Annotated in this window: 13 protein-coding genes; 7 read left to right on the top strand and 6 right to left on the bottom strand. The window is 71.1% G+C overall.

The genetic code is table 11. The annotated features are described in order from the left end of the window. Window positions 1–4: 4 nt before the first annotated feature. The gene (locus ACY34K_RS05300; RefSeq protein ID WP_462744218.1) at window positions 5–829 is read right to left on the bottom strand and encodes a hypothetical protein; all 825 of its coding nucleotides are present in this window, start codon (window positions 827–829) and stop codon (window positions 5–7) included. A 115-nt stretch (window positions 830–944) separates the two neighbouring features. Between ACY34K_RS05300 and ACY34K_RS05295 the strand changes: the two genes are divergently transcribed. Then, on the top strand, window positions 945–1790 hold the full coding sequence (locus ACY34K_RS05295) for a DUF4097 family beta strand repeat-containing protein (protein ID WP_462744216.1): 846 nt from the start codon (window positions 945–947) through the stop codon (window positions 1788–1790). Between the two features lies 1 nt (window position 1791). Further along, window positions 1792–2739: a helix-turn-helix transcriptional regulator gene (locus tag ACY34K_RS05290; protein WP_462744214.1), complete on the top strand. Its 948-nt coding sequence runs from the start codon at window positions 1792–1794 to the stop codon at window positions 2737–2739. Between the two features lie 11 nt (window positions 2740–2750). On the opposite strand, the gene ACY34K_RS05285 is transcribed toward ACY34K_RS05290, so the two are convergent. The 3 genes from ACY34K_RS05285 to ACY34K_RS05275 all read right to left on the bottom strand — a co-directional run bounded on the left by ACY34K_RS05285 (window position 2751) and on the right by ACY34K_RS05275 (window position 6517). Next, window positions 2751–4088: a glycoside hydrolase family 5 protein gene (locus tag ACY34K_RS05285; protein WP_462744212.1), complete on the bottom strand. Its 1338-nt coding sequence runs from the start codon at window positions 4086–4088 to the stop codon at window positions 2751–2753. Window positions 4089–4143: 55 nt separating this feature from the next. Further along, the gene (locus ACY34K_RS05280) at window positions 4144–5109 is read right to left on the bottom strand and encodes a zinc-binding dehydrogenase (RefSeq protein WP_462744210.1); all 966 of its coding nucleotides are present in this window, start codon (window positions 5107–5109) and stop codon (window positions 4144–4146) included. 199 nt (window positions 5110–5308) lie between these two features. Then, window positions 5309–6517, bottom strand: coding sequence for an NAD(P)-dependent malic enzyme (locus ACY34K_RS05275; protein ID WP_462744208.1), 1209 nt, complete (start codon window positions 6515–6517; stop codon window positions 5309–5311). Window positions 6518–7052: 535 nt separating this feature from the next. Between ACY34K_RS05275 and ACY34K_RS05270 the strand changes: the two genes are divergently transcribed. The 4 genes from ACY34K_RS05270 to ACY34K_RS05255 all read left to right on the top strand — a co-directional run bounded on the left by ACY34K_RS05270 (window position 7053) and on the right by ACY34K_RS05255 (window position 10748). Continuing rightward, the gene (locus ACY34K_RS05270) at window positions 7053–8018 is read left to right on the top strand and encodes an ABC transporter substrate-binding protein (protein ID WP_462744207.1); all 966 of its coding nucleotides are present in this window, start codon (window positions 7053–7055) and stop codon (window positions 8016–8018) included. 290 nt (window positions 8019–8308) lie between these two features. Further along, the gene (locus tag ACY34K_RS05265; protein WP_462744770.1) at window positions 8309–9187 is read left to right on the top strand and encodes an amino acid ABC transporter permease; all 879 of its coding nucleotides are present in this window, start codon (window positions 8309–8311) and stop codon (window positions 9185–9187) included. Then, complete coding sequence (locus ACY34K_RS05260; protein ID WP_462744206.1) at window positions 9184–9945, top strand: amino acid ABC transporter ATP-binding protein; 762 nt, start codon at window positions 9184–9186, stop codon at window positions 9943–9945. The genes ACY34K_RS05265 and ACY34K_RS05260 overlap by 4 nt, the downstream gene beginning before the upstream one ends. A gap of 173 nt (window positions 9946–10118) precedes the next feature. Next, a complete protein-coding gene (locus tag ACY34K_RS05255; RefSeq protein ID WP_462744204.1) occupies window positions 10119–10748 on the top strand; it encodes a CGNR zinc finger domain-containing protein in 630 nt (209 codons plus the stop codon). On the opposite strand, the gene sodX is transcribed toward ACY34K_RS05255, so the two are convergent. Continuing rightward, window positions 10652–11077, bottom strand: coding sequence for a nickel-type superoxide dismutase maturation protease (gene sodX / locus ACY34K_RS05250; protein ID WP_462744202.1), 426 nt, complete (start codon window positions 11075–11077; stop codon window positions 10652–10654). The genes ACY34K_RS05255 and sodX overlap by 97 nt on opposite strands. Before the next feature lie 141 nt (window positions 11078–11218). Here sodX and sodN point away from each other — a divergent pair, with 141 nt between their 5' ends. Further along, window positions 11219–11614, top strand: coding sequence for a superoxide dismutase, Ni (gene sodN, locus ACY34K_RS05245; protein WP_462744200.1), 396 nt, complete (start codon window positions 11219–11221; stop codon window positions 11612–11614). A gap of 90 nt (window positions 11615–11704) precedes the next feature. Here sodN and ACY34K_RS05240 read toward each other — a convergent pair whose 3' ends face one another. Further along, entirely contained in the window at window positions 11705–12592 is an 888-nt protein-coding gene (locus ACY34K_RS05240) for a DUF4231 domain-containing protein (RefSeq protein WP_462744198.1), read from the bottom strand. Window positions 12593–12644: the final 52 nt, after the last annotated feature.

Below are 12644 nucleotides of genomic sequence, written 5' to 3'. Positions count from 1 at the left end.
CTCCTCAGGCAGTGCCGTCCTCGCGCACGCGGTCGTGGGCGAGGCCGAGGGCGCCCTGGGCGGTGAGCAGCGCGCCCGCCGCCGCCCAGCCGGGACTGCGCCGGGCGAGGGCCCAGACCAGCAGCGGGAGGCCGGTCGCGAGTTGGACCGCGGCGAGCATCCGGACCCCGGGGCCACGGAGCCGGGAGCCCGGGCCCCGGGGGTCGAGCCGGCCGGCTTCGGCGGCCTCCGGTTCGGACCGGACCCCGCCGGACAGGCCCTGCTGTTCGACCGGTTCGGCGCCGTAGGCGTGCGCGGCGGTGCGCAGGCGGTCGGCCGGCTCCCCCGGCGTGAGGCCCGGCGGCAGGGTGAGGCCCCGCCGGGTCAGGACGGCGGTGAGGCCGAGCAGCCTGGTCCGGCCGTCGGCGTCCGGGTCGCGCCGGGTGAGGCGTTCCAGGTCCCCGACGTCCACGACCGGGTCCAGCCCGAGGCGGACCGCGAGGGTCCGCATCGCCTCGTCCTCGCCGACGGGGGTGCCGTCGGACAGCCAGGTGTATCCGACCGGGCGGCGGAAGCCGGTGGCGAGGGTGCAGCCGGCCCGGTCCGCGTCCCACCACAGCGCCACCACCGGCCAGGGCGCGCCGACGGCGAGCGCGGTGGCCCAGCCGCCCACGACCCGCTCGACCGGTTCGGCGCCGTCCAGCCAGGGCCTGCCCTCGGGGACGAGCACGCTCCAGTCGCTGCCGGCCGGGGCGAGCAGCAGCCGCTCGCGCAGCAGGTGCGCGGGCGACCGGACGGCGTCCGGCCCCGTTCCGCACAGCAGGAGCGCGCCGGGGTGAGTCGCGTTCATGCCCCTTACGCTAGGGCAATTTGCCCCGATACGGCGCGCTTGACTTCCCCGGACCGCGATATATCGTGTATCTCAAGGAGACGCGATATGTTGCGTCATGTCCCAGGGAGGCCCCATGCCGGAGTGGTCCGTCAACGCGCCGAGGAAAATCACCCTCGACGACCCTGTGACGACGCTCAAGGTGCGCATCGTCAACGGCACGGTCAACGTCGTCGGCACCGACGAGGGTTCCGCCCGGGTGGAGGTGTCCGAGCTGGACGGCCCCCCGCTGATCGTCACCCAGGAGGGCTCCACCCTCACGGTCGCCTATGAGGACCTGCCCTGGCAGGGCTTCCTCAAGTGGCTCGACCGCAAGGGGTGGCACCGCAACGCGGTCGTGTCGCTCGCCGTCCCGGCCGGCGCCACGGTGGAGGTCGGCGTGGTCGGGGCGGGCGCCGTGGTCTCCGGCATCCGGGGACGCACGGAAGTCCGCGGCGTCAGCGGCGACACCACGCTCGTCGGACTCTCCGGCGAGGTACGCGCCGACACCGTCTCCGGCAACCTGGAGGCCCAGGCCGTCACCGGTGACCTCCGCTTCCACTCCGTCTCGGGCGACCTGACCGTCATCGAAGGCGCCGGCACGTCCGTCCGGGCCGACTCGGTCAGCGGTGACATGGTCATCGACCTCGACCCGACCGAGGAGCCCACCGACATCCGGCTGACCACCGTCTCGGGCGAGGTGGCGATCCGGCTGCCGCACCCGGCCGACGCGCGGGTGGAGGCGAACACCGCGAGCGGCGCGGTGTCCAACGCGTTCGAGGACCTGCGGGTCAGCGGCCAGTGGGGCGCCAAGAAGATCACCGGAAAGCTCGGCACGGGGCGGGGCACGCTGCGGGCGACGACCGTCTCCGGCTCGATCGCCCTGCTGCGCCGCCCGCACGACAGCGAGCCCGCGCGGGCCACCGAGGGAAAGGTGCTCTGAGATGCCCCCCGTCTTCGCCCACGGCCGCCTGCGGCTCTATCTGCTCAAGCTCCTCGACGAGGCCCCGCGCCACGGGTACGAGGTGATCCGTCTCCTGGAGGAGCGCTTCCAGGGGCTGTACGCGCCCTCGGCCGGCACCGTCTACCCCCGGCTCGCCAAACTGGAGGCCGAGGGTCTCGTCACGCACGCCACCGAGGGCGGCCGGAAGGTGTACTCCATCACGGACGCCGGGCGCGCGGAACTGGCGGGCCGCAGCGACGAACTGGCCGACCTGGAGGTGGAGATCCGCGACTCGGTCTCCGAACTCGCCGCCGAGATCCGCGACGACGTGCGCGGCGCGGCCGGCAAGCTCCGCAGCGAGATGCGGGCGGCGGCGAGCGCGACCCGCACGTCGTCCGGCGGCGGTGTCGGCGCGGGTGAGGACTGGGAGGCCTGGCGCACCGCCAAGGAGGAGCTGCGGAAGGCCAAGCAGGAGTGGAAGGACCAGGCGCGGCGGGCGAAGGACGAGTCGCGCCGGGCCCGCGAGGACGCGCGGACGGCCCGCCGCGAGGCCCGGGAGGCGCAGGAGAACGCCCGTGAGGAGATGCAGCGCATCGCCCAGCAGGTCCAGGACCACATCGCGGCGGGCGACTGGCCGAACGGTGTCCGCGAGGGGCTGTCCGAACTGACCACCCGTCTTGGCGGCCTCTTCGGCGGCGGGACCCCGCCCACGACGGCCTGGCCGACCTGTGCGAAGCCCGAGCCGGCCGAGGCCCCCGAGTGGGACGACCTGGCCGCGACCGGCGACCCGGCGCGTGACCTGGAGCGGCTGCTGGACCGCTTCCGTGACGACGTCCGCGACGCTGCCCGCGACCACGGAGTGACACAGGCCCAGCTGGCGGAGGCCCGCCGGCACCTCTCCACGGCCGCGGCCCACATCGCGGCGCTGCTGCGGGGGCCGCGGGACTGAGGCAGCGCGGCTCAGCCCGGGGTGACGGTGATCCGCACCTCGGTGCCCGGGACCGCGTGGACGCGCAGGAGGGCGGGCCGGTCCGGCCGCACCGTGGCCGTGCGCGGCCAGGCCTGGCCCGTCACCTCCACCCGCCAGCCCCGCGGGTCCGGGGGCAACGAGAGCTCCGTGGTGCCGCGGGCGGCGGTGTAGGTGAGCGGGGACTCGGAGACGCCGCGGCCCGCCACCGCCCGCGCGTACGGCGCGGCCGTCTGTTCCTTGTTCGTACGGAAGGCTCCCGTGCCGTCCACGGCGCAGTACCCGCCGCCGTAGCACCACACATAGCCCGCCCAGCCGGAGCTGTAGCGGTTCAGGGAGGCCAGCGCCTCGCGGTAGAAGCGGCCCATGTTCGGCAGCGCGTTGTTCAGCGGGCCCCACTCCCCCACGACCACCGGGACGCGGTACTCCTTCGGGTAGCGGGTGACCGCCGCCTCGTAGGCCTCGATCCAGCCCGCGGCGGGGTCGTAGTCCGCGCCCGCCTCCATCGCCGAGTTGTAGAAGTGCGGGGCGTAGACGACCTTGGGGTCGTCGACCCTTCCGAGGGCGGTGGGCACCCCCTCGCCGACGAGGGGCGTGGGCTCGATGAAGAGCCAGTTGTCGCCGTCGACCGGGCGGATCGCGTCCGCGAGGCGGTTGTAGAGCGGTGTGAGGTGGTCGCGCTCGATGCGGCGGGCGGCCGCGGGCAGGTCCTCGCCCTCGCGCAGTTCGCCCATCGGCTCGTTGATGAGGTCGTAGCCGAGGACCGCCGGGTGGTGCTCGAAGCGGTCGGCGAGGACCCACCACATCCGCGCCTGCGCCCGGCGCAGGTCCTCGTCCTCGTAGAGGTGGGTGAAGGCACGCTGCACGGCCGGCTCGAAGTATTCGGCGAACCAGTCGTCCGGGTGCGGGGTGAAGGGCAGGCCGTCGGTGCGGGTGGCCCACTCGGGGATGCCGCGGTGTCCGAAGGCCGGGCCGAAGACGTCCTGGTGGGAGTCGATCAGGACCTGGACGCCGTAACGGTCGGCCCAGTCGAGGATGCGCTCGATCTTGCGGAGGTACGACTGGCTGTACCGGCCGGGCCGGGGCTCCAGGTCGTCCCAGAAGACCAGCAGGCGGGCGAAGTTGAAGCCCCGCGCGCTCATGTCGCGGAAGTGCTTCTCGGTGATGGCGGAGAGCGCCGCGTCACCGCGGTGCGTCTTGTCCTCGACGTTCCAGCCGCGCAGTGTGAGGACACGGCCGCGGTCGTCGGTGAGACGGGGTATGTCCGGTTCGGCCGCCCGCGTCGGCGGCAGGGTCAGCAGGGCGGCGAGTACGAGGGCGAGGGTGCGCATGAGGGGACCTCCGGCATCGGGTGCCGGAGATCCCATCAAGGAACCTGACGGTCCATCAAGACATCGTCAGGACGATCTTCCCGAAGAGGTCACCGGTCGCCATCTTCTCGAAGCCCTCGCGGGCCCGGTCCAGCGGCAGTACCTCGTCGATGACCGGCCGGACGCCGGTCGCGGCACAGAAGGAGAGCAGGTCCTCCAGCTCGTCCTTGGAGCCCATGGTGGAGCCGACGACCTTGAGTTCGAGGAAGAAGATCCGGGTCAGCTCGGCGTGCGCGGGGCGGTCGCCGCTCGTCGCGCCCGAGATCACCAGCGTGCCGCCGGGCCGCAGCGACTTGACCGAGTGCGACCAGGTGGCGGCGCCGACGGTCTCGATGACCGCGTCCACGCGCTGCGGCAGCCGTGCGCCCGGCTCGAAGGCCTCGACGGCGCCCAGCTCGATCGCGCGCTTGCGCTTGGCCTCGTCGCGGCTGGTGGCGTAGACGCGCAGGCCGGCCGCCTTGCCGAGGACGATCGCGGCCGTGGCGACGCCGCCGCCCGCACCCTGGACGAGGACCGAGTCGCCGGGGCGGACCCCGGCATTGGTGAAGAGCATGCGGTACGCCGTGAGCCACGCGGTCGGGAGGCAGGCGGCCTCCTCGAAGCTCAGCTCCTTGGGCTTGGGCAGCACGTTCCAGGTGGGTACGGCGACCTTCTCGGCGAAGGTGCCCTGGTAGCGCTCGGTCAGGATGGAGCGCGGCTCGTTCGGGCCGACGCCGTGGCCGGTCTGTCCGACGACGGAGTGGATCACCACCTCGTTGCCGTCCTCGTCGAGGCCGGCGGCGTCGCAGCCGAGGATCATCGGCAGCTTGTCCTCGGCCAGGCCCACTCCCCGCAGCGACCAGAGGTCGTGGTGGTTGAGCGAGGCGGCCTTGACGGTGACGGTGGTCCAGCCGGGACGGACCTCGGGCGCCGGGCGTTCACCCAGTACCAGGCCGTTCAGCGGCTGATCGCGGTCGATTCGGGCGGCGTAGGCAGCGAACATGACCTTGAGGTTAGGGCGGCACCGGTGCGCGGCGGAACCGCGTACCGGTGTGACGTCAGTCCCTGCGCGGTACGACGGGCACGGCGCGGCACGGCGGCACGGTACGACGGGCGCGGCGGCACGGCGGCGCGGGCGGGCACGGGCACGGCGGGCACGGCAAAGGCCCCGTCCCGGGGCGGGACGGGGCCTTCGGGGTACGTCAGCGACGCGCGACACCCTCCGCACGGGCGGCGGCGGCCACCGCGGCCGCGACGGCCGGGGCGACCCGCTCGTCGAACGGCGACGGGATCACGCAGTCGGCGGCGAGCTGGTCGCCGACCACGTCCGCGATCGCGTTGGCGGCGGCGATCTTCATGCCCTCGGTGATCCGGGACGCCCGGACCTGCAGCGCGCCCGCGAAGATGCCGGGGAAGGCGAGCACGTTGTTGATCTGGTTCGGGTAGTCGGACCGGCCGGTCGCCACGACGGACGCGTACTTGTGCGCGATGTCGGGGTGGACCTCGGGGTTCGGGTTGGCCATGGCGAAGACGAAGGCGTTCGGCGCCATCGACGCGACGGCCGGCTCCGGGACCGTGCCGCCGGAGACGCCGATGAAGACGTCCGCGCCGGCCAGCGCGCTCTCCAGGGAGCCGGAGAGCCCGGCCCGGTTGGTGATCTCGGCGAGTTCGCGCTTCACCGGGTTCAGGTCCTCGCGGTCCCGGCTGACGATGCCCTTGCGGTCCGCGACCGCCACGTCACCGAGGCCGGCCTCCAGGAGGAACTTGGCGATGGCCACCCCGGCCGCGCCGGCGCCGGAGATCACCGCGCGCAGGTCGCCGAGGCCGCGACCGGTCAGCTTCGCGGCGTTACGGAGCGCCGCGAGGGTGACCACGGCGGTGCCGTGCTGGTCGTCGTGGAAGACCGGGATGTCGAGCCGCTCCTGGAGCTTGCGCTCGATCTCGAAGCACCGCGGCGCCGAGATGTCCTCCAGGTTCACCCCGCCGAAGGACGGCGCGAGACGCACGACGGTGTCCACGATCTCGTCCGTGTCGGTCGTGGCGAGGGCGATCGGGACCGCGTCCACGCCGCCGAACTGCTTGAAGAGGATCGCCTTGCCCTCCATGACCGGGAGGGAGGCCTCCGGGCCGATGTCGCCGAGGCCGAGCACGGCGGTGCCGTCGGTCACCACGGCGACGACCTGGGACTTCCAGGTGTACTCGTGGACCAGCTCGGGCTTCTCGGCGATGGCGCTGCACACCTTGGCGACGCCGGGCGTGTAGGCGAGGGACAGGTCGTCCTTGTCACGGATCGGAACCGTGCTCTGCACGGCCATCTTTCCGCCCCGGTGCAGGGCGAAGGCCGGATCGAAGGGCTCGTCGGTCCCTTCGGTATCGCTGTCGCTGCGAGGATTGACGATCTCCGCTGCCATTTGTTGACCCCTTAAGTCTTCATCATTTGAGGGTGGCCACTCCTGGTTGAGGAGGGGTGGGCGGGCACCGCGGCCGCCGTGTCTGGTAGCCGCGCGGGCGCGCCGCACAACGCGCCCTGAGCCCCGGATGAGGGGTGTAAGGATCCTTCTTACCGGACGGACGGTACCGGCGACGAGTCGATTAGGCGCCTGCGGCCCCGCCCGGCGGTCCCGCATGACAGGTGGCGATCTCGCCACTCATGGCCGAATATCTGGACAAGTCCATACAGCGTCCGTATCGCGCGTTCGATCCCGCCCACATGGCGAGATCGGCCGGAGATTTTCCGGTTGCAAGAAGATAAACCCGCAGAAGGTCCGGCCTTGATGTACCGGCCCCGTCGGGTTCGGGGGTGACCCGTTATCCGATTTTGACATGCGAGGCCCCCTGTTTGGGCCAGTCCGAATGGCAAGATGCCAAATCACACGAGGTCGCGACACTCGAAGGTGCGTGCCCCGACCCTTGGCAACTCCCCAGATAAGCCGGAGGAACCCGACCATGACCGCAAGCACCACACGCCGCACCACCGCCGCGAAGCTCCGAACCGCTGCGGTCGGAGCCATCGCGGTCACCGGGGCCCTGCTGCTCACCGCCTGTGGCGACCAGACCAACGGCGGATCGGCCGGCACCACCGAGCCGGGCAAGACGGGCAACGCCGCCCCGCTCTTCGACAAGCTCCCCAAGAAGTACCAGGACGCCGGTGTCATCAAGGTCGGCACCGACGCCGCCTACGCCCCGATGGAGTTCGAGGAGGGCGGCAAGATCGTCGGTATCGACCCCGACATCGCCGCCGCGCTCGGCAAGGAGCTCGGGGTGAGGTTCGAGTTCACGAGCGGCACCTTCGACGGCCTGATCTCGTCCCTCAACACGGGCCGCCAGGACATCGTCATGTCCGCCATGAGCGACACCAAGGCCCGCCAGGAGGGCCTGGACGACAAGGGCAAGAAGGTCGGCGAGGGCGTCGACTTCGTCGACTACTTCAACTCGGGCGTCTCCCTCCTGGTCAAGAAGGGCAACCCGCAGAACATCAAGTCCCTGGACGACCTCTGCGGCAAGAAGGTGGCCGTCCAGCGCGGCACCATCTACGAGGACACCTTCAAGACGCAGGCCGCGAAGTGCGCCAAGGACAAGAAGGGCACGCTCACCATCGAGGCGTTCGACACGGACGCCGAGGCCCAGACCCGCGTGAAGTCCGGTGGCGCGGCCGCCGACCTCAACGACTACCCGGTCGCCGCGTACATCGCGAAGACCGCGGGTGGCGGCAACGACTTCGAGGTCGCCGGCGGCCAGACCGAGGCCGGTCCGTTCGGAATCGCGGTCGACAAGCAGAACACGCAGCTGCGTGACGCGCTCAAGGAAGCGCTGGACGCCATCATCAAGAACGGTGAGTACGGCAAGGTCCTGGAGAAGTGGGACGTCAAGAACAGCGCGGTCACCGCGGCGACCATCAACGCCGGCAAGTGATCCGTCGCTCCGTACCAAAGTTCGCGTTCCAGTGAAGGGCAGTCACTGTGACTGACAAGTTCGACAAGGTGCCCGCCGACGAGCCACCGGCCGAGGACGCGGCCGGGAAGCCGTCCGAGGCGGCGGCCGACAAGCCGAACGAGGCCGCGGCCGACAAGCCGGCCAAAGCCTCCGCCGAGAAGCCGGCCAAGGCTGCGGGCACCGAAGGGGCTCCGGCGGACAAGCCCGCCGGGGTCCCGAAGGAGGCGGGGCCGGGCGCCCTCGCCAAGTCCGACCCGCTCCCCGAGGAGATCAAGGCCATCCCGGTCCGCCACTGGGGCCGCTGGGTCAGCGGTGTGCTCGTGGTGGCCCTGCTGGGGGCGCTCGTCTGGGCCTTCGCCCAGGGTGACATCCGCTGGGAGACGGTCGGCGAGTTCCTGTTCGACGACCGGATCCTGACCGGCCTGGGCAAGACGCTGCTGATCAGCGTGCTGTCCATGCTCATCGGTCTGGTGCTGGGCGTCGTCTTCGCCGTGATGCGGCTGTCGAAGAACCCGGTGACCGGAGCCGTGGCCTGGCTCTACATCTGGTTCTTCCGCGGCACCCCGGTCTTCGTGCAGCTGCTGCTGTGGTTCAACCTGGCGCTGATCTTCCCGATCCTCAACCTTGGGTTCTACAAGGACGAGATGACGGACGTCATGACCCCGTTCATGGTCGCCCTGCTGGGCCTCGGCCTGAACGAGGGCGCCTACATGGCGGAGATCGTCCGCGCCGGCATCCAGTCCGTCGACGAGGGCCAGACCGAGGCCTCGCACGCGCTGGGCATGAGCAACGCCAAGACCATGCGGCGGATCGTCCTGCCGCAGGCCATGCGGGTGATCGTGCCGCCCACCGGCAACGAGTTCATCAACCTGCTCAAGACGTCCTCGCTGGTCTCGGCCGTGCAGTACGTGGAGCTGCTGCGCGCCGCGCAGAACATCGGCTCGACGTCCTTCGCGATCATGGAAATGCTGCTCGTCGCCTCCGTCTGGTACCTGGCCCTGACCAGTGTCTTCAGCGTCGGCCAGTACTACGTCGAGAGGTACTACGCACGCGGTTCGCTGCGCACGCTGCCGGATACACCGTGGCAGCGCGTCAAGAAGAACCTTCGCTTCGTCTCGTCCGACCGCTCGGCCGGAGGTGCCGTATGACCGCCATGGTGAAGGCCGAGGGCGTCCACAAGTCCTACGGCGCCGCGCACATCCTCAAGGGCATCGACCTCGAGGTGAACAACGGAGAGGTGTTCTGCCTGATCGGCCCGTCCGGTTCCGGCAAGTCCACCTTCCTGCGGTGCATCAACCACCTGGAGAAGATCAACGCCGGCCGGCTGTACGTCGACGGCGAGCTGGTCGGATACCGCCAGAAGGGCGACAAGCTCTACGAGCTGAAGGACAGCGAGGTCGCCCTGCAGCGGCGCGACATCGGCATGGTCTTCCAGCGCTTCAACCTCTTCCCGCACATGACCGCGCTCGGGAACGTCATGGAGGCCCCGATCCAGGTCAAGGGCGAGTCCAGGGCCGTGGCGCGGGAGCGGGCACGGAAGCTGCTGGACCGGGTCGGCCTGGCCGACAAGGCCGACAACTACCCCACGCAGCTCTCCGGCGGCCAGCAGCAGCGTGTCGCCATCGCCCGTGCGCTGGCGATGGAGCCGAAGCTGATGCTGTTCGACGAGCCGACGTCGGCGCTGGACCCGGAGCTGGTGGGTGACGTCCTCGACGTCATGCGCCAGCTCGCGGAGGACGGCATGACGATGGTCGTCGTGACGCACGAGATGGGCTTCGCCCGCGAGGTCGGCGACTCGCTCGTCTTCATGGACGGCGGTGTGGTGGTCGAGTCGGGTCACCCGCGCGACGTCCTGACGAACCCGCAGCACGAGCGGACGAAGTCCTTCCTGTCGAAGGTGCTGTAGCCGCACGGACGCGAAGGGGCGGTACGGAGCAATCCGTACCGCCCCTTGTGCCGTTCCGGGGGAACCGGGTCCCGCGGCCACCCCGCCGCCCCTCCCGCCGTAATACCCTCGTAGAGAAGCTGTGTCTTACCGTCCGCCCTGCCGATCCCAGCCCGCCGCCGTAAGGATTGAAAGTGGAACTGGCCTCTTACTCGGACTACGCCGTACGTCTGGTGAACACCGAGGAGCCGGCGCGCAACAAGGACTCCCTCACCTCCGTGGAGGCGGTCCGTGACCTTTTCGGAGCGTCCTCGCAGATGGCGCGGCGCGCGACCGACGCGGACGTGACCCGCTTCCGCTCGGTGCGGGCCCGGCTGCGGGCGGTCTTCACCGCGGCCGACTCCGGGGACCAGACCCAGGCGGTCGACCTGCTGAACTCGCTCCTGCTGGAGTTCCCGGTGGCCCCGCAGATCTCCGGCCACGACCACCTCGACGACGAGGGGCGGCCGCGCTGGCACATGCACCTCGCCGACCACCCGTCCAACGCGACCGCCGGATACGCGGCGATCGCCGCCATGGGGCTGGCCATCCACCTCACCGAGTACGGCGCCGACCGGCTCGGCCTGTGCCAGGCCGCCCCCTGCCGCAACGCCTATCTCGACACCTCGACCAACCGCTCCCGGCGCTACTGCTCCGACCGCTGCGCCACCCGGGCGAACGTCGCCGCCTACCGGGCTCGCAAGCGACTGGAGACCGAGCGGTCCGCCGGCACCGGCCGCACCGCGGACACCAGCCACGAGAGCACCGCGCCGAGCGACCGCTGACGCCCCGGCCGTATCCGCCGGTACCGGGCCCGTACGCGCCCCAGGACGAGTTCCCCGGGCACCGGGCCGAAGGCGCGGCTGTCCACGGCCTCGGCGTCCTGGTTGTCCCCGAGCACCCACCAGCCGCCGTCCCGCCGCTCGACCAGCCGCTTCACGATCAGCAGGTCCTGCTGCAGCGGATGCCTCAGCACGGCCACGTGCCCGGCCTTGAGCCCGGCGCCGTAGTGCACCAGCAGCTGGTCCCCGTGCCGCAGGGTCGGCACCATCGAGACCCCTGTCACCTCGGCGATCCCGAACGGTGCCCTCGGCTCCCGCCCCTGCTCCGTCATCCGGCACCTCCTGTTCTTTCCTCCACGAGTCCCATAGTGACCCTGGACTTTTGTCGTAAGCCCATGGGGGCACTCGCGAAAACCCCTCTCTCACGGAGTAATGTCCCACCTGAGAAGACGATCACGAGGAAGGACAGCTCAATGCTCTCCCGCCTGTTTGCCCCGAAGGTGAAGGTCAGCGCCCACTGCGACCTCCCCTGCGGTGTCTACGACCCGGCCCAGGCCCGCATCGAGGCCGAGTCGGTCAAGGCCGTCCAGGAGAAGATGGCCGCCAACGACGACGCGCACTTCCAGGCCCGCGCCACCGTCATCAAGGAGCAGCGCGCGGAGCTCGCCAAGCACCACGTGTCGGTGCTGTGGAGCGACTACTTCAAGCCGCCGCACTTCGAGAAGTACCCGGAGCTGCACACGCTGGTCAACGACACGCTGAAGGCGCTGTCGGCGGCCAAGGCCTCCACCGACCCGAAGACGGGCGAGAAGGCGCTGGAGCTCATCGCGGAGATCGACCGCATCTTCTGGGAGACCAAGAAGGCCTGACCCAGGTCACGCGTCCCGGACCACGAGTCCGGCGTCCCGGCCCGCGACCCCCGGTCGCGGGCCGGGTCGTTCCCGGCGCCCGGTGCGGTGTCACTGGGTGGCCCATTTCGCCATCCAGGTGTCGTTCAGGATCGAGATGACCTGCTCGCAGCTGTTGACGAAGTCGTCCTCCTCCGCGGGGTCCGGCGAGGGCGGCGCGCCGCGCTGGGCGAGCAGACGCTGCAGCTCCGCGGCGGTACGGGTGAACTCGATGTGCTGGTACTCGTACTTCGCCGCCAGCGCGTGCACGCTCACCGCCGTGCCCACCGTGGCGACGACCGCCACCCACGCCGCCGCCTGCTCCACGCCGAACGCGCCGGCGAGCGCGCCCAGGGCGCTGCCCGCGATGCCGAGGCCCAGCTCGACGCGGCGGGCCGTGGCCGCCCGGCGGCCCATCAGCTCGGCCTTGGGCCGGTAGTAGCCGGTGATCTGTCCCCGCACCCGTATGTCGGCGTACGTCGGGACATCGGCCACCGCGGGGAGCGACCGGGGCACCGGCTCGATGCCGGTGGTGTACGGCAGCAGATCCGAGGCCTCGGCCCGCAGCCGGTCGGTCCTCTCCCTCAGCACCGACCGGGGATCCCCGGTGCGGTAGGGCGTCACCCCGGCGAGGAAGGCGTAGACCTCGTTCTTGATGGCCTCGCTGACCGATCGCATCCGGGTCCAGTTCTCGACGGCGGCGGTGCCCGTCCGGACGGCGAGCACGGGGATCAGCCCGGCGGCGACGGCGGACACGAAGGCCGCGCCCTTGCCGACGGTCTCGTTCCAGCCCATGGTCTGTGCCGCGGCGGTCCCGGACACGGCGGCGGCGATACCGAGCAGCAGGCACGCCGTACGCGCCCGCCCGATCCGCCGCTTGAGCCGGCCGGCCGCCCGCGACCACACGCCCTGCTCGGCCCAGACCGCCGACTCGGTTGTTTCCGCGCGGAGTTGACTCACACGGGGATTGTGCAGAGCGCACGAACGGCAGCGCAACGTATTCGGCCGATCA

Source organism: Streptomyces sp. STAM6 (assembly GCF_054963715.1).
This window is presented reverse-complemented; position numbering and strand designations above follow the sequence as displayed.

Bases quoted from the DNA above. Each gene is read 5' to 3' on its own strand.
- ACY34K_RS05290 (WP_462744214.1), top strand. From the start codon at position 1,792: ATGCCCCCCGTCTTCGCCCACGGCCGCCTGCGGCTCTATCTGCTCAAG.
- ACY34K_RS05275 (WP_462744208.1), bottom strand. From the start codon at position 6,517: ATGGCAGCGGAGATCGTCAATCCTCGCAGCGACAGCGATACCGAAGGG.
- ACY34K_RS05285 (WP_462744212.1), bottom strand. From the start codon at position 4,088: ATGCGCACCCTCGCCCTCGTACTCGCCGCCCTGCTGACCCTGCCGCCG.
- ACY34K_RS05280 (WP_462744210.1), bottom strand. From the start codon at position 5,109: ATGTTCGCTGCCTACGCCGCCCGAATCGACCGCGATCAGCCGCTGAAC.
- sodX (WP_462744202.1), bottom strand. From the start codon at position 11,077: ATGACGGAGCAGGGGCGGGAGCCGAGGGCACCGTTCGGGATCGCCGAG.
- ACY34K_RS05270 (WP_462744207.1), top strand. From the start codon at position 7,053: ATGACCGCAAGCACCACACGCCGCACCACCGCCGCGAAGCTCCGAACC.
- ACY34K_RS05260 (WP_462744206.1), top strand. From the start codon at position 9,184: ATGACCGCCATGGTGAAGGCCGAGGGCGTCCACAAGTCCTACGGCGCC.
- ACY34K_RS05295 (WP_462744216.1), top strand. From the start codon at position 945: ATGCCGGAGTGGTCCGTCAACGCGCCGAGGAAAATCACCCTCGACGAC.
- sodN (WP_462744200.1), top strand. From the start codon at position 11,219: ATGCTCTCCCGCCTGTTTGCCCCGAAGGTGAAGGTCAGCGCCCACTGC.
- ACY34K_RS05300 (WP_462744218.1), bottom strand. From the start codon at position 829: ATGAACGCGACTCACCCCGGCGCGCTCCTGCTGTGCGGAACGGGGCCG.